The 19,865-nt window shown below is 55.4% G+C and carries 12 protein-coding genes; 4 read left to right on the top strand and 8 right to left on the bottom strand.

Annotation, left to right across the window (positions count from 1 at the left end):
• Positions 1–171 precede the first annotated feature (171 nt).
• The 4 genes from E1J53_RS21255 to E1J53_RS21240 all read right to left on the bottom strand — a co-directional run bounded on the left by E1J53_RS21255 (position 172) and on the right by E1J53_RS21240 (position 5,806).
• Positions 172–1,341, bottom strand: coding sequence for a hypothetical protein (locus E1J53_RS21255; protein ID WP_134272242.1), 1,170 nt, complete (start codon positions 1,339–1,341; stop codon positions 172–174).
• Positions 1,342–1,559: 218 nt separating this feature from the next.
• Positions 1,560–2,627 carry an AI-2E family transporter gene (locus E1J53_RS21250; protein ID WP_253932231.1) on the bottom strand — a complete coding sequence of 356 codons (1,068 nt, stop codon included), beginning with the start codon at positions 2,625–2,627 and terminating at the stop codon, positions 1,560–1,562.
• A gap of 135 nt (positions 2,628–2,762) precedes the next feature.
• On the bottom strand, positions 2,763–4,157 hold the full coding sequence (locus tag E1J53_RS21245) for a HEPN domain-containing protein (RefSeq protein ID WP_134272244.1): 1,395 nt from the start codon (positions 4,155–4,157) through the stop codon (positions 2,763–2,765).
• Positions 4,158–4,285: 128 nt separating this feature from the next.
• Positions 4,286–5,806, bottom strand: coding sequence for an N-acetylmuramoyl-L-alanine amidase (locus tag E1J53_RS21240; RefSeq protein WP_216650086.1), 1,521 nt, complete (start codon positions 5,804–5,806; stop codon positions 4,286–4,288).
• A gap of 221 nt (positions 5,807–6,027) precedes the next feature.
• Here E1J53_RS21240 and E1J53_RS21235 point away from each other — a divergent pair, with 221 nt between their 5' ends.
• Entirely contained in the window at positions 6,028–8,886 is a 2,859-nt protein-coding gene (locus tag E1J53_RS21235) for a putative LPS assembly protein LptD (protein ID WP_134272246.1), read from the top strand.
• Positions 8,887–9,360: 474 nt separating this feature from the next.
• Here E1J53_RS21235 and pbpC read toward each other — a convergent pair whose 3' ends face one another.
• Both pbpC and E1J53_RS21225 read right to left on the bottom strand, forming a co-directional pair.
• Complete coding sequence (gene pbpC, locus E1J53_RS21230; RefSeq protein WP_253932226.1) at positions 9,361–11,754, bottom strand: penicillin-binding protein 1C; 2,394 nt, start codon at positions 11,752–11,754, stop codon at positions 9,361–9,363.
• 5 nt (positions 11,755–11,759) lie between these two features.
• Positions 11,760–12,428, bottom strand: coding sequence for a DUF2490 domain-containing protein (locus E1J53_RS21225; RefSeq protein WP_173021592.1), 669 nt, complete (start codon positions 12,426–12,428; stop codon positions 11,760–11,762).
• Positions 12,429–12,507: 79 nt separating this feature from the next.
• Here E1J53_RS21225 and E1J53_RS21220 point away from each other — a divergent pair, with 79 nt between their 5' ends.
• Positions 12,508–13,773, top strand: a complete 1,266-nt coding sequence (locus E1J53_RS21220; RefSeq protein WP_134272248.1) for a putative DNA modification/repair radical SAM protein — start codon at positions 12,508–12,510, stop codon at positions 13,771–13,773.
• 66 nt (positions 13,774–13,839) lie between these two features.
• On the opposite strand, the gene E1J53_RS21215 is transcribed toward E1J53_RS21220, so the two are convergent.
• Entirely contained in the window at positions 13,840–15,162 is a 1,323-nt protein-coding gene (locus tag E1J53_RS21215) for a tetratricopeptide repeat protein (RefSeq protein ID WP_134272249.1), read from the bottom strand.
• 129 nt (positions 15,163–15,291) lie between these two features.
• Positions 15,292–17,856 (bottom strand): DNA gyrase subunit A, encoded by a 2,565-nt coding sequence (gyrA, locus tag E1J53_RS21210; protein WP_134272250.1) that lies wholly within the window; start codon positions 17,854–17,856, stop codon positions 15,292–15,294.
• Positions 17,857–18,163: 307 nt separating this feature from the next.
• Between gyrA and ubiE the strand changes: the two genes are divergently transcribed.
• Positions 18,164–18,907, top strand: coding sequence for a bifunctional demethylmenaquinone methyltransferase/2-methoxy-6-polyprenyl-1,4-benzoquinol methylase UbiE (ubiE, locus tag E1J53_RS21205; RefSeq protein ID WP_134272251.1), 744 nt, complete (start codon positions 18,164–18,166; stop codon positions 18,905–18,907).
• Positions 18,850–19,596, top strand: a complete 747-nt coding sequence (locus tag E1J53_RS21200) for an outer membrane beta-barrel protein (RefSeq protein WP_134272252.1) — start codon at positions 18,850–18,852, stop codon at positions 19,594–19,596. The genes ubiE and E1J53_RS21200 overlap by 58 nt, the downstream gene beginning before the upstream one ends.
• Positions 19,597–19,865: the final 269 nt, after the last annotated feature.

The following is a 19,865-nucleotide window of genomic DNA, read 5'->3' as shown; positions in this document are numbered from 1 at the left end:
ACGATCCGATTCTTCAGGTCAAAATTCAGGCAACGCCCGTAGTTGGTAATCCGAGCTAACGTTTTTCGACGAGAAGCCGGTTTCGACCAGAAGCCGGGATCAAAGAATCCAAAGTTGTCGCAGCCTTTTTTACGCACACCAGGTCTTAGGTTGATCAAAACACTAGCGTAATCACCATTTCCAGACCTGCTGATGAGTTTCTGTAATTTTCTTCCCGTCGTCTCTAGAAAAGATCCAATTTGGTCTTTCGATGATTACCCGTCCATCTTGTCCCCATAAGGATTCCCGTAGGTCGTCTGGAAGAGCGGGTAGGAAAAAGGCGTTTCCGAATTTGGTAGCCCCTCCGTATAAAACCCAGTCACCTCCGTAATCAGTGTCCGTCTTGACGAAATTGGGTGCAGTAAGGCCATCAATTTTGAAACTGGCCTTCCATTTATTGAAGTTCTTTTTTTCGAAGTCAAAACGGTAGCCCTCTTCAGAAGGAAAAGCTAGGTCATCAATTATCCAGGTAGGTGGAAACTTGATGTCTCCTAAATCTGAATAGGAATTACTAGTGGAAGCCAAGTATAATTGGTCGGGATCCTGGCGATCCCTAACCGAAAGTTTTACGGAATACTCGGTGAAATCCATATCCACGGGGATTTTGATGGAGACCTTCCTCCTGACCGTATAACCGTTTTTTGAGTGATAGATGCCTACGCTTTCCATCTGATTTGTGGTAGCGTAAATCTTTAACGAAAACTCGTCGGGAGAATCCACTTTTAGGGTATAGATATCCTCGTGAACGGGCAGCTGCTTATAGTCGAATTGTATTTCATTTGGATAGGGGGAAGGCTCCTGTGGGGGGATAACTAATTGTCGATAATCTTTATCTCCTTTGGATCTCAAATAGACGACGGTAGAAGTCTTTTGCTCCAGGGATGGAATCTTAAAATTGGTGCTCTTGCCTACACTGGTAGTGGCAAGCGCGTTGAGGTTCACTGATAGTGTTGGCGAGTAAATGTCCTGTAGTTTATCCAGATTCTTTATCCTCATCGATATGGTGGTGGGGTTCTCCCTTGTTGAGGAGCAACACGATTGAGTGGGATTTGAACTAAAGGAGAAAATAGTGTCCCTCTGAACGTCCCAAATGGTGGATAGGATAAGACGTTTCTCGTACGAAAGAGGGTAGGCTGATTTTTTGGCGATGGCAAGGGTGGCAACCGATAGTTCAGATACTTCCGGTGATTTTATGGGGATAAAATCGGGATGGTTACCTGATGGATCAAGGTCAATCCGGTCAAATACTTCATTGTCCCCATTGTGAGTAAGGAGGTGAATGGAACTGGCTTGTCTGTCCAATACGTTGGAACTGACCCAAAGTGTTCGTTGCCCCCAAAGGCAGGAAGTCATACTGAGGCAGCAAGCAATTAGCAAGAGCTTTTTTCGAAATCCCATGCTTGGTTTTAGTGTTTATCTGTAAATAGGTTACTACTTCCTGAAGAGGGCGGCGTTTCGGCAGATCACCAGGGCCATTTTCCCCCGCACCTGCGCGCCGTCGCCCCAAAACCAGCACCACCCTAACTATTCTTCCCCCCGTAATCTTTACCCATCATCTCCCATACGGTGATGAAGAGGGCCGCGATGGTGGGCCCCACCACGAATCCGCTGAGCCCGAAGAAGGTGATGCCCCCGAGAGTGGAGAGTAAAACCAGGTAATCGGGCATTTCCGTATCACGACCCACGAGGATGGGGCGCAGGAGGTTGTCGATCAGGCCAATGATGAGGGAGCCCACGATCAGCATGGCGAATGCCTTGCCGATTTCTCCCTGAGCGAAAAGAATGATGGCGGCCGGAAACCAGACGATGGCGCTACCGCCAACGGGCAGGAGGGCCAGCAAGGTCATGGCCACGCCCCACAACAGGGCGGCCGGAATACCCAGAATGGCGAAGAGTACGCCGCCGATGCTACCCTGGACGATGGCCACCACCAGGGTACCCTTCAGGGTCGCCCGCGATACCTGGGCGAAGCGCTGAAAAAGGGCCCGTTCCCGGACGTTGCCCATCGGGATGGTGTCAATGATGGTGCGCATCAGTTCTCGCCCGTCGCGGAAAAAGAAAAAGAGGAGGTAGAGCATCAGAGTGAACTCCACGAAGATGTTGATAATGCTCCCCCCCACCGTCAACGCCCGGTTAGCAATGAAGGAACTCACCTCGATGGCGGCGTTGCTCAGGCGCTGCCGGAGATCATCCGGCGTAACGCCGAATTCGGCCAGCATCTCGGAGATTTTCGGCAAACTTTCCTCCACGTAATTTACCACCACCGTCGGGTCGAGGTCTCCGGACTGAACGGCCGTGAAAATCTCCATGCCCTGCTGGAACAGGGCGATGCCGAGCAGGGTAAAGGGAATGATGACGAAGAACAGAATCAGAATGGTGGTCAGAAAGGCCGCCATACTGCTGCGCCCCTTCACCCAGCGTTTAACCCTCTCGTAGAGGCCAAAGAAAATAATGGCCAGCACCGCAGCCCAGAAAACGGTGGTCAGAAAAGGCTGGATGAGCCCCAGGAAACCCAGGGTGGTGGCCGCCACCAGAATAAAGAAAAGGTTTCTCCGGACCCGTTGCAGCACCGTCCGATCAAATTCCATGGGCATAACTTAGCAATTCGAAGTCATTGTTTAGGTGAGGGTGGACCTTGTTTGCCTTGGTATCCACAACCATCTCCACCACGGTTTGGTGAGGATGGCTTGGTGAAGATAACGTTCCACGGTGATCCCACGGCCTTATTTGGGCAACTTGACCGCCTTAACGGGGTAGCCCTCCGCACTTTCCACGTCATATAGAAGTATTCGCTCCTGCTCGATGAGGATGTTGACCAGCGAATAGGTAGTGCCAATGGCGTAGCCCTTATTGGCCAGGTACTGGGTGACGAACCACTTCAGCCCCACGTAGTCGGTATAGTTCAGGTTGTGCGCCTCGTGTAATTCGTTGATGATTTCATCTTCCGAAATTACCCGAAATCCTGGCGGCGCCGTATTGCTGTAGGTCTTCACCTTGTGCTCCAACTTGATTTTACCCAGGATTTTCGGTCCGGTCAGCTTCACGCGATGGTCGGAACCCTCGCCGGTGGCGAGGTTGGTGATTTGCTCGCCCGTCATGCCCAACTCCGAAGGCGCACGGTTGCCGCTGCGGACTTCCTGCTTGGCCTTTTGCTCAGCGGCGACTTCTTCCTCCTCCTTCAGTACTTCAACGGTGGCCTTGTGAATGGCCTGCTTTTCTTTGAGACTCAGTACGATCTCGTCGATGTGCTTTTCCGCTTCCGTGATGATCCTGGTTAATTCGGCGGATAGCTCCTTGCCCTTCCGCAGTTCACTGTGGAAGAAGGTGGCCTGGTGGGCGACCTTATTCCGGATGCGCGACATCTCCTTCCAGAGTTTTTCGAAGTTCTTGTCGCGGAAGAAGGTTTTGAAGTACTTGGTGTAGTTGCCCCGCAGGTTACTCTTCAGTTCTTCCAGGTCCTCCAGGGTCTCAATGCCGTCCAGCATTTCAAAGACCTTTTCCGGCTCGTTAAAGCCGGTGGACTGCTTGTAAATTAACAGGCCCAGGTCGTCAAAATCCGCGAATTCGATGTCGCTGTCGATGAAGTGACTGAACTGATTGGAACGGTTTCGCTGACGATTTTTAACCTTCTCGATCATTTTCGGCGTGGCCGTGACGTCCCACCAGTTCATACCCACCCGCTGAAAGAAAAACTTGATCAGGTACCGTCGGAGGAGGTTCTCCACGGCGTTAATCTTGGGGTACAACTGGTTGGCGATCTCGGAGGAAATGTCATCCTTGAGAATGCGTAGATGAGCAAACTTCAGGTTATCTCTCAGGTGGCGGAGCAATCGCTGACGGAAGGGCTCCAGGGTTTCAAAAAATTTACTTTCTACTCTTAAAACAAAGGCGGCGTCAACGAGATCGGTTAAAATTTTGCTGGTGTCTACGTTAAAAACGGTGACCTGCATCCCCTTTTCGCCCTTGATGTAGGGGGTGCCATTCTTGTCTTGCGTAATGATCGGGGAATTGCCGTTCCAGACCTCTTTACTATAACTGAGGGCGTGAATAAAGGCTTCCTGGTTGATGATGTCATCAGGGTCGATGCACAACAACTCAAAGGTGAAGTTTCCAGACATGATCTATAAAAGTTGGCCATATTAAAATGGATATTGTAATTGGGACAATATAGCCAATTTTCGGCCGCTGCTCCTTTTCCGGAGATCAACCTTCGGTCAAAAGAGAAGTAAAAGCTGCGCGAAGTACCCTAGCGGTTCAGCAGATACCGGACCTGGGCTACGCCCAGTCGCTTGCCCTGATAGTACACGACCACCATGGAGTCGGTAAATCCGGCCTGTTTGACCCGGTCGTGGGCCGTTTTGGTGGCCGAGGCGGTGCCGAGGCCGCGGATTTGGTACTTATACCAGGGCGCCTCCTCAACGATGCGAATGCCGTAGGGCACCCGCTGCCACTTAGGATCTTCCAGACTGTACTTTTTGTCGGAAGCCAGCAGCTGGATGCAGTAGAGCAACTGGTTATCGGGCACCTTGCGTAAGTCCAGTACTTTCTCACTGTCGGGGGTGCGCACCGTGTTGAATTTATAGCCTCCCCGGCCGTTTGGCAGGGTATCCGCTTCCGTGATGGTCGGGGCGGGGGCCAGGGGCTGGCCCACCGGCGTGCCGTAAGTAGCGGGATGAACACCCCCGGGGAGCACCGTTCCGGGGGGCGGAGCCGTGGGCATGTAGACCTCTCGCCGCCGTACGTCGCGCGTGACCGGAGCCGTGGGGAGTTGCTGCTGTACCGTAGTGGAGGTGTTGCTGGCGTAACTGACCGGAGTGGGGGTCGGCCGGGAAGCGGACCGGACGGTCGGCGGGGGCGGGGCCACGCCCTTGGCGGAAGCCGTGCTTCCTTCCTCCAGCACCAGCACCTTATCGTAGACCCGGACCGGCTGCATGGCTACCGGGCCGCGGGTCACGGAAGCCGGCGTCGACCGGGCCGGTGGCGTCGTCACCGGGGTAGCGACAACCTCTTTGCGGGCCACTTCCGGGTTGCTCGGCGGGGCCATTTTGTTGACGATGGTGTAGTAAGCAGAAAAGGCATCCAGCAGGGCGGCGGCCAGCTTGTCCTGTCCGGCGTCGCTCAAAAGGTAAGCCTCTTCCTTCAGGTTACTCATAAAACCGGTTTCCACCAGGACGCTGGGCATGGTGGTTTCTTTGAGGACCACAAAACCCGCCTGCTTTACACCCCGACTCTTGCGGCCGGCGGTGGCAAACTGCTGCTCGACCAGTTCGGCGAAGAGGATGCTACGCTCGAGGAAGGCGTGCTGGAACATGCTCATCATGATGTGCCCCTCGTCGCTGTTGGGGTCGTAACCGTAGTTCTGCTCCACATTGTCTTCCAGCAGGATGGCGGCGTTTTCGCGCTTGGCGACGGCCAGGTTGTGCTCCGCGACGTGCTGTCCCATGACGAAGGTCTCGGTGCCGTAGGTCGCCTTGCTGCCGGGCATGATGTTGGCGTGGATGCTGACGAAAAGATCCGCTCCCTGCCGGTTGGCGATGGCCGCCCGCTCGTAGAGGGGAATGAAAGTGTCGTCGTCGCGCGTCATGATCACCTCAACGTCGGGAAAATTTTCCCGGACGCCTGCGGCGAATCGCTGGGCAATGCTCAGCGCAATGTGTTTTTCCTGGCTGTTATCGCCCATGCCACCGGGGTCTTTGCCCCCGTGGCCCGCATCAATGACAATTTTACGCAGCGGGTTCGTGCCAGTCAGCGTACTTTTGCCACCCACATCATTTAAGGTTACGTTAAAGCCGGTTGTCCGTGGCGGCGCCGGAGGGATCGGAGCCGTTTGAACCGCATAGCTAATTAAGCAGCAGATCAAGACGAACAGTGCGTTTTTACTCTTTGGTATCATACGGTGTAATTCAGTATCCGGTAGCGCCGGTGAGGGAAGGGTTTACGCAAATATATAATGCATTAGTGCGGTATTTACCACATCCTAGGGTCGGATTGCCAATTCTTTGCCTCATTGTGGCGATGACGCTGGTGCCGGGTAGTGCCCAGGGGAGCAGTGAATTTGGCTTTGCCCGCAACAGCCTGGCTCCTTTCCAGCAGCGGCCGGCACCTGCGGTCCCCGCTCAGGATACGCTGCCGCCCCCCGGCAAGCCCGCCTTCAATACCGACTCCATCGCCCGACTGCAACTGATCACGGATCCCGTCCTGAATCCGGACACCGCCAGGTTCTCGGGTACGACGGCGGATTTCCGGATGTCGGCCGACAGCCTCGATGCCCCGGTGGATTATGCCGCACAGGACAGTATGTGGGTCGATTTCGTGAAGGAAGAGATTCACCTGTACGGCGCCGCCTCGGTGCAGTATCAGGCCATCAGCCTGAAGGCCAACCACATCGTCCTGAACTACGGATCCAACATCGTTTTTGCCGAACCGCTGCCCGACAGTACGGGGCAGGCCGCCGGAATTCCGGAATTCAGCGACGGCGGGCAGGCCTTCACCGCCCGGGAAATGCGCTACAACTTCAAGACGCGGAAGGGCATTGTGTACGGTACGACCACCACCCAGGACGATATCTACGTCCGGGGCGGAAAGTCAAAGTTCATCAGCGGGGCCGTCCAGGTCGACGACACCACCCGCAACGACATCATCTACACCCAGGACGCCATCTTCACGACCTGCTCGGCCGAGCACCCCCACTTCGGCATCCGGACCCGTCGGGCGAAAGTGATTCCCAATAAGCTGGCGGTCATTGGTCCCAGTAATCTGGAAATTATGGGCGTGCCCACGCCCCTGTGGCTACCCTTCGGGTTCTTCCCCCTGAAGAGTGGCCGGAGCACCGGCCTGTTGTTTCCTTCGGACTATCAGTACAGCCCGCAGTGGGGCTTCGGTTTGCAGGGGGTGGGGTGGTTCTTTCCCCTCGGGGAGCACGTAAACCTGCAGGCCACCGCCGACTACTACCTCAAAGGAACCTACACCCTGAACACCAGCGTGGCTTACGTTCGGCGCTACAAGTACCGGGGTAATTTCAACGCGAGCTTCAAGAGCCTGCGCCGGGAAGATGCGGAGCTAAACGAACTGTTCGACAAGGGGATTTCCATCAGCTGGAGCCACCGGCAGGACCAGCGGGCGCACCCCACCTTTAACTTCGGTGGCTCCCTGAACTTCCAGACCAACCTGGTGGATCAGCGGTTCATCAACACCTTCGAGGTGGCGAGTCAGAACGTGATTCGCTCCAGCATGAACATCAATAAGACGTTCCCGAAGCTGAAGTCGGCCCTGACGGCGGGACTGAACCACAGCCAGAGTAACCAGACCCGGCAGATCACCGTCAACTTCCCCGACGCGGCCTTCCAGACCCAAACGATTTATCCCCTGCGGAACCTCCCCGGTAAGCAGACTGCCTGGTGGAAAAAACTCTCCTTCCGCTACCGCAGCGCCCTGCGGACGGAGTTTTCCGGAGCTGACTCCACCTTCTTCACCCAGGCCACCCTGGACGACGGACAGTACGGTTTCCAGCACAACATGACGGCCGCCGTCAGTCTGAACGTCCTCAAGTACTTCAACGTCAGCCCCAACATCACCTACGAGGAAGTGTACTACGGCAAAACCCGGGATTATGCCCTGGACGGTAACCTGCAAACCGACACCATCATCGACCCCTTCACCGGGGAACTAAGGATTGACACCACCAGCCTCGGTACCATCACCAACGCCCTGAATCCCGGGCTGGCGTCCTTTCGGGAGTTCTCCGCGGGCGTAAGTGTCAGTACTCAGCTGTTCGGTAAGGTCCGTTTCAGGAGGAAGGGATTATTCGGCCTGATGGGCTTGCGGCACGTCATGAAGCCCAGTATCAGCTTCGGTTTCAGTCCGGATTACACGCGGGCCAGAGACTTCATCAGTGATACGCCCTACTTTATTCCCGAAGATGAGATTGACCCCTTGAACGGCAATCCGGAACGGCTGCTGTCTCCCTTTGCCAACCAGATATTCGGCGCTCCGCCTTCGAGTGAACGACGGTTGGGCATTAACTACTCCATCGCCAACCTCTTTGAGGCCAAGGTTTGGAACAAGAAGGACTCTACGGAGCAGAACGTAAAGCTTTTCCAGAACATTGGCATCAACGGAAGCTACGATTTCACCCGGGATACGCTCAAGTGGAGTGTCATCAGTATGGGCGGTAATACTCAGTTCTTCAAGGGCCTAACGCGTTTGAATCTGCGGGCGGTCTTTGATCCCTACGTTTCCCGTTTTGATCCCGAGACGAATTCGGTGCGCCGCGTGGACGTTTCGGTCTGGGACTCCAAAAGAGCTCCTTTCCAGCTCTCCAACTTTAGCGGTACCATTTCCACTAACCTGACGGTGGCCAAAATCCGACAATTGTTTCAGGGGGAGGAAGAAGAGTTTGTGGAAGACCTGGCCGACGAACGCCGAAAACGCCGGGAGGAGGAAAATACCCTCTTTGAGGAAACGGATATCCTGAGTCTTTTTGAAAGATTTTCCATTCGGCACAACTTCAATTTCCGGATGGAGCGGGATGTCTCCCGGGTTCCCGGCACCCGCGACACCATCCGCTTTAACACCCTGGCCAATTCCATTGAATTACGCGGACAACTACAGCTCACCAATAACTGGAGCGTGAACATTGGCTCCATCGGATACGACTTCACCAGCAAACGGGTTACCTATCCGTTCCTGAGTTTCGTCCGTGATCTTCACTGCTGGGAGATGCGCTTCAGCTGGGCTCCGCAGCGGAATACCTACTCTTTCTCGATTGCCGTAAAACCGGGTACGCTGGACTTTATCAACGTGCCCGTCAACCAGAACCGTTACGACGGCGGGCAACTGTTTAATTAGCGTGGTCTAAACTTTCCGGCAAATTGGCGTTGACCTTCTGGTGGCGGATCAACGGAGATGGCAAAAAAAACAACGGCTTCCCGTGGGGAAGCCGCTGCGTAAAAAGCTTAAAGTCGATCATGCCATAGGAAGAATCGGATGGTAGGGGGGGAGAACCGTAAGGACCCTGTCCTTTTGTGTTCGGCTCAAATCCTGTATGTCCGATTGATGACTCAAATATAGAACCGCTTTTTGCCTCCCTCAACACGACATAACCGACCTTCTATGATTGTCAGCGGAGGGGATGAGGGCCGGACCATATGGGGGGTGACGAAATTATCGTGAAAAAATTCGCGTCATTTAGAATAATATTTTAAATGAATCGATTTATTGGTAAAATATTTTGATGCGTGCCGTAGCGTAAATTCGCTAAATGTGACGTCCAGCCAATTTTCGCGAAGGGAAGAAAGTGCGGAATTAGTGTATTATTAACACTTACTTTACGTCAAAGCGCTTTTCCAGCCGATTTCCCTGGGTGTCCACGAGGCTGAGGAGGTGCCTGCCGGGGCCTACTTCCACGGCCATGGTGTGAAAAACTCTGGTGCTACCCAGGTATTCATCATTGAGGTGCCAGTAGACCGTGGCGGATTCATTTCGGTGAGCAACTTCGAAGGTGATGGGGGTTTCTTCACCGTCCCAGCCCCGGCTGGGGGAGATACTGCCCCGTTGGTGGGGGTAGATGACCTGCATGGGGTTTTCCTTCCCGGAAACGCAGGCGGGATGCCAGGGCGGGAGGTTTTGGTATTCGGGGTGGCGCTTCCGGTAGAAATAGGCCTGCCGGCCGGGGAGGATGAACCAGGATTGGGAAGCGTATTCGCCCGGACTACAATCCGCCCGGACGCGTTGATCTCCGGCCGGGGTAGTGAAGATTTTCTGGTGATGGCTACAGACGGCGGATCGCTCCGCATTGGCGGGTTGCCAACTGGTTTTCCGGGGGCAGTCGGGTCCGGCCAGAAATCCACTCTTTTCGCAGACGGCTACTTCGAGCAGGTCGTCGTAGGGAGCTTCAAACCAACGCGGGGCGGTGGAGTTACGCTCCTGCAGCATCCGGAAAACCCCGAACAGCAGGGGCGCTGCGGCCCGCACACCCACCAGTCCCGGTCGGCCTTCTCCGTCGGCATTTCCCGTCCAGACGCTGACCACGTATTCGGGCGTGCAGCCGACGGCCCAGGCGTCCCGGAAGCCAAAGCTGGTGCCGGTCTTCCAGGCAATGGGCCGGAAGGCCGAGAACCGCCGGGCAGCCCCGCTTTCGTCGGGGCGTTCCAGGCTTTGCATGGCCTCTAGCATCAGGTGTCCGGCTCCGGCCCCGATGGGGCCGGGCAGTTCCTTCAGGTTGAGAGAGTTGGGGCGATCGATGCCCGACAACAGGGTAGGGGGAAGGAAGTCGTCCGGGCAGTACTTTCCCTGCCGGTGGTAGAAGTAGCGTTGTTGCCGAGCCATCCCGAGGAACCAGGTATGAATTTCTTCCATGGTGATCTCCCCTCCACCGAGGATCAGGGAAAGGCCGTAGTGGTCCGGACCGGCGTTTACCTGATCAAATCCGTACTGCTTCAGGGCGTTGTAGAAACGGGGAACACCGAATTCTTTGAGCAGGTAAACGAAGGGGATGTTCAGGGACCGGACGAGTGCTTCACTGGCGGGCACGGCCCCGTCAAAATCCTGGTAAAAATTGGCGGGCGTGAACTCCTGAAAACTGGTGGGTACGTCGGCCAGCAGGCCGTCCCGCAGGATGGTGCCTTCCTGCAGGGAAAGGCCGTAGAGCATGGGTTTGAGCAGGCTGCCGGGGCTTCTGGGGGCCCGAATAATGTCTACGTCGGGCGAGTGCACGGCGGCAACGCCCGGGGCGTTGCCCAGGTAGGCAATGACGTTACCGGTGTTCACCTCGGAAACCATGACCGCCAGGTTATGGATTTCGTTTCCGGCGAGGCGTTCCTGGTGCCGGGCCGCCAGGGAGGTAATGGCGGTTTGGAGCCGGCCGTCGATGCTGGTCCGGTACCGGCCCGGCCCGGAGGCTTGCTGGAGCCGCTGGAGCAGGTGGGGGGCATCGCGGGGTAGCCGTCGGGGAGCACGGGGTAGTTCTTCCAGTTTGGCGAGTTCCGCTTCGTCGGATGTGATGTTGCCGAGTTCGGCCAGATCGTCGAGGAGGGCATTGCGGCGGGCGCGCAGCGCCCCGCGGTCCCGCCCCGGATGGATGAGTCCCGGGCTATTGGGCAAGACGGCCAGCGTGGCGGCCTCTCCCCAACTGAGGGAGGCCGGAGAACGCCCGTAATATCTCCGGGTGGCGGCCTCAATACCAACGGCGTTGCCGCCGAAGGGTGCATTATTTAACCAAAGATCAAGGATTTCGCCCTTGGAAAATCGCCATTCCAGACGGGTGGCCCAGGCTGCCTCCAGAAATTTTTGCACCAGCGTCCGCGCCCGATTCCCCCGCGCCATCCGGGCTACCTGCATCGTCAGCGTAGAGCCCCCCTCTACGATACTTCCCTCCCGGATATTCTGCCGCAGTGCCCGGATGATGGCCCGGGGGCTTACCCCCCAGTGCCGGTAAAACCGGCGGTCTTCGAAGGCCACCACGGCGGTTTTTAGTCGGGGAGATATACTGTCGGCGGCGGGAAAACGCCACTGGCCGTCCGCGGCAATACTCGCGCTGAGCAGATTCCCTTCCCGGTCCAGCAATTCCGTGGATTGGGGCGCCCGAAACAGTTCCCCCGGAAGGCAGAAAAGCCACCAGGTAGCCCCCAGCAAGAGGAGGGCGACCAGGACCTTGCGCACTGCAGGCAATCTTCGCCAGCGCGCCGAAAGTACCGACATGATTTTTTTCGTAGCCAAGGTTGCTAGTTGTATTGTCTGCCGAACGGACGGCGGGGAGGAAAGTCCTGCTCCTTACCGTTGGGGAGGTGATAGGCGAGATAAATCCCGATGATGTTCTGGGAACGCGTCAGGGCATTTTCTACGTATCGGTCTTCGATGCGAAAAAAGAGATCAAGGGCGAGGGCTTCCGAGAAATCATGGTCGAGGGCGACCGTGTAGCGCATGCGATTGACGTAGCCCAGATCGAACCGGTAACGGAGCTCGCTTTCCAGAGTAATTTTCCAATTGCCGGCGGGGGAGAAGTAGGCTCCCGGACGAATGCGAAAGGCCGTTTGCGGATCGCCGCCGTCCAGTAGAATGTCGCGCTGTACCCGAATCCTGTTTTCGTAACCAAATCGGCTCTGCCCGAAGGGGCGGCTGTAATTCAGGTCCGTCAATAACCTGATTTCGGCCCCTCCGCCGTCATCGTCCACTTCGTAGCGAATGCCGGGGGAGATGTTTCCTCCCGGGATGGCCTCCCAACTGGTACTCAGATTAAACAAATAGGTAGGGATGGCGCCGGTTTCCAGATTGCTTCGCCATTCGATTTCTCCCTGGTAGGCCCAGCGGCTGTTGACTTCCTTTTCCACCGCGAGTCCACTCCACAGGGCGGTCTGAGCGGACTGCGACTGCGCTTGGGTTACTTGCGGCAAACCCCAAAGAAGGGTGAAATTAACCAAACACAATAATTGTATTTTTATAAATTTATGAAACAATTCCGTACTTTTGGGTATGAGTAATCGCATTACCGAAAAACTATCAATTCTGGCGGACGCTGCTAAATACGACGTATCCTGTAGTAGCAGCGGAAGCAAACGTAAAAATACGCCCGACGGGCTGGGTAACGCCACGGGAATGGGGATTTGCCATACCTACACCCAGGACGGGCGTTGCGTTTCCCTGCTGAAAATTTTGCTGACCAATCACTGTATTTTTGACTGCGCCTACTGCGTAAGCCGTAAGAGCAATGACGTCAAAAGGGCAGCCTTCACCGTGCAGGAGGTGGTGGATTTGACCATTAATTTTTACAAGCGGAACTACATCGAGGGGCTGTTCCTAAGCTCGGGGATCTTCAAGAGCGCCGACTACACGATGGAACGTCTGGTGCGAATCGCCAAGAAGCTCCGGACGGAGCATAAGTTCAACGGCTACATTCACCTTAAAGCCATCCCGGGGGCGAGCGACGAACTCGTGCACGAAGCGGGTCTGTACGCCGACCGACTGAGCGTAAATCTGGAAATGCCCAGCGAGCGTAGCCTACAGAAAGTTGCTCCGGAAAAGAATTACCGTGACGTCTACCAGCCCATGAACTACCTCAAAGAATCCATTGAGGGATACCGGGAGGAAAAGCGTGCCCTGGTGAAGAGTAAGTTTACCCCAAACTTTGTTCCGGCCGGGCAATCTACCCAGATGGTGATCGGCGCCAGTCCGGAAACGGATAAGGACATTCTTTCCCTGGCCGCAAATCTGTATCAGGACCAGGCGCTTAAGCGGGTCTACTACAGCGGCTACGTTCCGATCAGCGAAGACAACCGGCTTCCTTCGCTGAGTGCCCCGCCGCTGCGGCGGGAAAACCGCCTGTATCAGGCCGACTGGCTGATGCGGTTCTACGGCTTCCGGGCCGATGAGATCGTTGACGCCACTAATCCCATGCTGGACCCGGACGTCGATCCTAAACTGGCCTACGCACTGCGTAACCCGGAGAAGTTTCCCGTGGACGTCAACCGCGCGCCCCTGGAAATGATCCTGAGAATACCCGGAGTAGGGACGAAGAGTGCGCGAAAGATTGTGCAGGCCCGGAAATTTCGACCGCTGCGGAGAGAGCATTTGCGAAAGATTGGCATCGTCTGGAAACGGGCGCAGTATTTCCTGATCAGCGCGGATAAGGACTTCCGGCAGCTGGGTTTTGACCCGGGCATCGTTCGGGAGAGAATTCTCCACGAACGGGGTGGGGGAGGCCGGCACGCCCGGAGTAACCAATTAAGCTTGTTTGGGTAAAAGAAGAAAGCGGCACCGAGAATTTCTCGATGCCGCTTTTTTGGAGTTTACCTCAGGAAGGTAGGCTTACATGCCCTTTTCCTTAAAGTAGGATTTTTCAATCGTTTCGCCAGCCTGTACTTTTTCGATACGGGCCTTGAATTCGTTGGAGATTTCGTACTCGTCGTTACGGGCGTACATCTCCTTGAGGGCGATGAGGGTACTCATGTCGCTGGGATCAGACATCTCTGCCTTCTGGAAGTAGGGGAGTGCCTTTTCGAACTCAGCGTCGACTTTCGTCTTCAGGGCTTCGTACTTGCGCTGTCCTTCCTTGGAGAAGTCGTTACCGAGTTCAACGAGTTCCTGAGACATGGCCGCACCGCGGTTGTAGATCAACAGGCCGGTAGCGTAGATCAGCTTGGCGTTGTCCTTATCCTGCTCCAGTCCGCGGGCGTAGGTGGACTGGGCTTTCTCGAAGTATTCTGCTGCCTTTTCAGCGTTGCCAGCTTCGGTCTCGGTGGTGTAGAGCTTTTCGAAGGTCTGACCGAGGACGATGTAGAGTGATGGGTTATCTGGCTCGGCCGTGATACCTTCCTCCAACTTTTCGATCAGTTCGCTCAGTTTGTTCTGCTCGATGTAGAGGTTGATTTCGTTAAAGAGCAGACCGGACTCCTCGGGGTACTTGGCCCGACCTTCCGCCAGGTACTTGGCGGCGGTGTCGAGGTCACCCTTACCGGAGTAAACTTTGAAGAGACCGTCGTAGACACCGGAGTCATCGTAGCCGGCCTCGCGGAGCGCCAGGAACATGGGCTCAGCGGCGTCGAATTTTTCGAGCAGAACGGCGGACAAACCGGCGTAGTAGCGATCGTCGTTCAGTTTGTCGGGCGTCATGGTAGACTCACCACCATTGCTGGTGAGGAAGTCATGGGCCATAATGCTGGTTTCGAAGGCTTCGAGGGCGTCCGCAAAGTCCTTGTCCTGAATGGCGTAAATGCCCTGGTTAGTGATGTTGCCCTGGAGCTCGGAAAGTCCCTTCAGGGCCTTCTTTTGGTCACCCTTCTTTTCGGAAGCATCGAAAGAGGCCATATAGGCTTTTGCCCCCTTGATGGCGGCATTGTCGGTGAAGCGCTCGTCGCTCAGACCGGTGCTGCGGTTGATGACGTAGGTATTGATGGCGGCAGCGTAGATGTCTCCAAGCTTCAGCATCATTTTCGGATCGGCCTGTACGGCGTCGCTGTCAATGGCCTTCTCAGCCATGTCAACGGCTTCGGTCAGCTTGGCAGCATCGTTGTTTAGATTGTAAGCGTCAATCGCTTTTTTTGCGGCCTTGAATGCGTCTTCTCCGCTTTGTGCCATGAGGGACGTGGCGGTGAAAAGCAACAGGAACATGCCTAAGAGTAATTTGCGCATGACTTGATATTGTGGTTGGTTTTTCTGTTGAGTGAACACCCAATTAGACGACAAATGTCGCCCAGGGTTACGGTTAAAACGTTAATTGCAGCTGCAATGATCGTTAATACTATCCTAAAAGAAAAGGGATTATTCCTCTTCGCCTTCTTCGTCTTCCTCGATTCTTACGACGGCAACGTCGGCGATAGCATCCTTTTTCTCCAGTTTAATAAGGCGTACGCCCTGGGTGGAACGGCCCATAACCCGGAGGTTATCCATGGACATTCGGATTACGATGCCGGAGCGGTTCGTGATCATCAGATCATCGTCATCACTAACGGCCTTGAGGCTCACGAGCATGCCCGTTTTGTCGGTTACCTGCATGGTGCGGACGCCCTTACCACCGCGGTTGGTGATCCGGTATTCTGACCAGTCGGAGCGTTTGCCCATTCCTTGTTCGCTGACGACGAGAATGGTTTTATCAGCATCCAGCTCGTGATCGAGCGTGACCATGCCAACTACTTCGTCATCCTCTCCGTTCAGGGTAATTCCCCGTACTCCGGCGGCCGTCCGTCCCATGTTACGGACGGTACTTTCCTCGAAGTGGATGGCCTGCCCTTTCCGGGTGGCCAGGAATACGTGGCTGCTGCCGTTCGTCAGACGCGCTTCGATCAGCTGATCGCCGTCGTTGATCGTAATGGCGTTGATGCCGTTGGATCTCGGACGGCTGTAGGCCTCCAGGCTGGTCTTCTTAACGACGCCCTTCTTGGTCGCAAAGATGATGGAGTGCTCGTTGAGGAATTCCTCATCCGTCAGGTCCGCCACGCTGATGTAGGCACGAATCTTGTCTTCCTTGGGCAGGGCCAGGATGTTCTGGATGACCCGACCGGCACTCTGTTTGCTCGCTTCGGGAATTTCGTAGATCCGGAGCCAGTGGCAACGCCCCTGTTCGGTAAAGAGCAGGAGATAGTTATGGTTACTGGCGATGAAGAGGTGCTCGACAAAATCTTCGTTGCGGGTTTTTGACCCGCGACTTCCCCGCCCGCCCCGGGTTTGGGTCCGGTATTCATCTACCGGCGTCCGCTTGATGTAGCCCAGTTTACTGATGGTAACGACGACATCTTCGTCGGGAATCATGTCCGTAATCGAAATGTCGGCCGTATCCAGGCTGATTTCGGAGCGGCGTTCGTCTCCGTATCGCTGCTTTACTTCCGTGAGTTCTTCCTTAACGATGTTGCGTTGGAGGGTCTCACTTTCCAGAATCGCCCGCAAGCTGTCGATCAGTTCGCGGATTTCGGCGTATTCCTCCCGAATCTTATCCAGTTCCAGGCCGGTAAGCTTCTGCAGACGCATTTCCAGGATAGCCCGGGCCTGCTGCTCGCTGAGTACCTTACCCGGGAGCACCACCAGTTCTTCGGTCTGTGCTTCTTCCACCAGGTCCTTGAACTTGGCCCAGAAGGCGTCCTTGTCGTCGATAAAGTCGCCGTTCATCAGTCCCTCTCTGGCGTCGTCCGGGGTGCTGCTGGCCCGAATGAGGGCAATGACCTCGTCGAGGTAATCCAGCGCCACCAGCAGGCCGATCAGGATGTGGGCCCGGGCGAGGGCCTTGTTCAGTTCGTAGCGGGTCCGTCGCTGAATGACTTCGAGGCGGAAGGTGATGAATTCCTCCACCATATCCTTCAGGTTGAGGGTCATCGGACGGCCGCCAACGAGGGCCACGTTGTTCACCCCGTAACTGGTTTGCAGGGGGGTATATTTGTAGAGGTAGCTCAGCACGATGCTGGCCATGGCGTCGCGCTTGATCTCAATGACGATACGCAGACCATCGCGGTCCGATTCGTCGCGGACGTCGCTGATGCCGGTGATTTTGCCTTCGTTGGCCAGTTCGGCGATCTTGGCCACCAGCACGGCCTTATTGACCTGAAAGGGAATCTCACTGATGATGATGGACTCCCGATCATTGTCGTCCACCTTAATTTCGGCCCGTCCGCGCAGGACCACGCGGCCCCGACCGGTATGGAAGGCTTCCCGGACGCCGTCCACCCCGTAGATGATTCCCCCGGTGGGGAAGTCGGGGGCCTTGATGAACTGCATCAGTTCATCAATGGTGATCTCGGGCTTGTCTACGGTGGCGATGATGCCGTCGACGACCTCGGTGAGGTTGTGGGGCATCATGTTGGTGGCCATACCCACGGCGATGCCCGAAGCTCCGTTGACCAGGAGGTTGGGGATTTTGGTGGGCAGAACGGTAGGTTCCTTGAGGGTGTCGTCGAAGTTCAGCTGAAAGTCAACGGTGTCTTTGTCGAGATCCCCGAGGATTTCGTCAGAAATCCGTTGCAGACGGGCCTCCGTATACCGCATGGCGGCGGGGGAGTCCCCGTCCATGGAGCCGAAGTTGCCCTGTCCGTCGACGAGCGGGTAGCGGAGGCTCCAGTCCTGGGCCATCCGCACCATGGTGTCATACACGGAGGAATCACCGTGGGGGTGATACTTACCGAGAACTTCCCCGACGATACGGGCGGATTTTTTGTGGGCGCTTCGGAAACTCAGCGAGAGTTCATCCATTCCGAAAAGCACCCGGCGGTGCACGGGCTTCAGGCCGTCGCGCACGTCGGGCAGTGCCCGGCTGACGATGACCGACATCGAATAGTCGATGTAGGCGGATTTCATCTGGTCTTCAATGTTGACCGGAATAATCCTTTGACTGTCTGGCATAATCTGTTATCTGGTACAAGTAATAAGCCAGGTGTAAAGGATACGACACGCTTCCCGTGCACCTGGATTTTCGGTGGGTAAAACCACCGGATCGCAGTTGGGCGATGCACGCAGGTGCCAAATTATTCCGACCGGCCACGTTGGGATAAAAGCCGAAATAAATGGTGCGTAGAGAAAAAACTTTGCACCTGCGGTGAGCGCCCAAAAACGCTACTAATCAGCCCCATCGGAGCCTCCCGCGAAGGTAGTGAATTTTGCTGGCAAAATATAGCTGAACCAAAGCCTTTTTCGGGGGTTCTTTAAGCCTATGGCTGAAACGGAAAAAGTAGTGAAACCCTACGGAGAATCAAGCTCCAAGAAGGAAGAAGTGGGACGAATGTTTGACGCCATCGCCCCCACGTACGATTTGCTCAATCGCAGTACCTCGCTCCGCGTGGACACGCTGTGGCGCAAGAAGATGATTGCGGAGTTGGACCCCGAGAAACACCGGAAAATACTCGACGTGGCCACGGGTACGGCGGACGTGGCGATCCAAACGGCAAAGCGTACGGAAGTGGAGCACATCACCGGTCTGGACCTGAGCGAAGGGATGCTGGCGGTGGGCCGGCAGAAGGTGACCAAAGCCGGGTTGGATGACCGCATTGTCCTCCAGCAGGGCGACAGCGAAGCCTTGCCCTTTCCGGATAACTCCTTCGATGCGGTCACCGTGGCCTTTGGGGTGAGAAACTTTGAAAACCTGGAGCAAGGGCTGGGGGAAATGCTGCGGGTACTTCGGCCCGGAGGGAAAATTGTCATTCTGGAATTCAGCCGTATTACCTTTGCGCCGATCCGCTGGGGCTTTAATTTGTACTTCGGTAAAATTATGCCGCTGATTGGTCGTTTACAATCCAAAGATCCCCGAGCCTACGCCTACCTATTTGAGAGCGTGCAGGCCTTTCCGAGCGGAACGGCCTTCACCGATATTTTACAGCGCGTGGGGTATAAACAAGCTGAATGTCAACCTCTTACCTTCGGAATCGCCTCCATCTACACGGCCGTCAAATCCTCCTGACGCTGACCCTGATTTTGGGTTGTTCCCTCGGCGCCAACGCGCAATTCACCGGCGGCAACAACTACAACTTTTACGATTTTCAATCCAAGCCCTACTACTTCGGCCTGACCCTGGGTTTCAATTCCAGTCGGTACACGCCCTACCGCAGTGAAGAATTTATTTTTTCCGACAGCATCACGGCGGTGAAAAGTCTGGCGGGCCCCGGCTTCAACCTGAACATCGTCACCAACCTCAAAATTGGCAAGTATTTCGACTTTCGCTTCATGCCGGGATTCAGTTTCGCGGAGCGGAACCTGAACTACACCGAGAACGCACGCTTCACGCGGCAGAGCCAGGAAAAAGTGGAGTCCGTCTTCGTCGAATTGCCCTTCCAGTTTCGTTACAAGTCGGCTCCCTACCGGGATAAACGGCTGTTCCTGATTGCGGGAGTGAAGTACAGCTTTGACGTGGCCAGTGAGTCCAGAACCCGGCAGGCGGAAAATCTTGTCCGGATCAGTCCCCACGATTTTCAGATCGAATACGGTGCGGGAATCCAGATTTTCTTTCCCTACTTCATCTGGTCGCCAGAATTCAAGATCAGTCACGGCATCGGCAACACCTTGTTGTTCAATCCCAACCTGCCCCAGAGCACGGTCCTGGAGAAAGTGTTAAGCCGCACCTTTACGCTGAGCTTCCACTTTGAAGGGTAGGGTGGTCTGTTGGACTGTTAGTCTTTTAGTCTTTTAGTCTGTTGGTCTTTTAGACTGTTAGTAGTTTAGTCTGTTGGACTGTTAGTCTTTTAGACTGTTGGTGGTTTAGTCTTTTAGTGTACAGGGGAAGCTGTATGGGCAATAGGGATAGTTCAATAAACTGTGTCTGGTTAAAAGTTATTCCTGAGTGCTTTCCACATTCTCCCGCAAGAAACCCCTTCGGGGATTTATTTCGGCGCGGAGAATGTGGAAAGGACGGTCCCAGGCTC

The organism is Lewinella sp. W8, assembly GCF_004375085.3.
Taxonomy (GTDB): Bacteria; Bacteroidota; Bacteroidia; order Chitinophagales; family Saprospiraceae; genus Neolewinella.
Note: the sequence above shows the minus strand (reverse complement) of the source record. Positions and strands in the feature narration are given on the sequence as shown.

Coding starts and splice junctions, on each gene's coding strand:
- E1J53_RS21200 (WP_134272252.1), top strand. CDS start 18,850: ATGTCAACCTCTTACCTTCGGAATCGCCTCCATCTACACGGCCGTCAA.
- E1J53_RS21245 (WP_134272244.1), bottom strand. CDS start 4,157: ATGTCTGGAAACTTCACCTTTGAGTTGTTGTGCATCGACCCTGATGAC.
- E1J53_RS21250 (WP_253932231.1), bottom strand. CDS start 2,627: ATGGAATTTGATCGGACGGTGCTGCAACGGGTCCGGAGAAACCTTTTC.
- E1J53_RS21220 (WP_134272248.1), top strand. CDS start 12,508: ATGAGTAATCGCATTACCGAAAAACTATCAATTCTGGCGGACGCTGCT.
- ubiE (WP_134272251.1), top strand. CDS start 18,164: ATGGCTGAAACGGAAAAAGTAGTGAAACCCTACGGAGAATCAAGCTCC.
- E1J53_RS21215 (WP_134272249.1), bottom strand. CDS start 15,162: ATGCGCAAATTACTCTTAGGCATGTTCCTGTTGCTTTTCACCGCCACG.
- gyrA (WP_134272250.1), bottom strand. CDS start 17,856: ATGCCAGACAGTCAAAGGATTATTCCGGTCAACATTGAAGACCAGATG.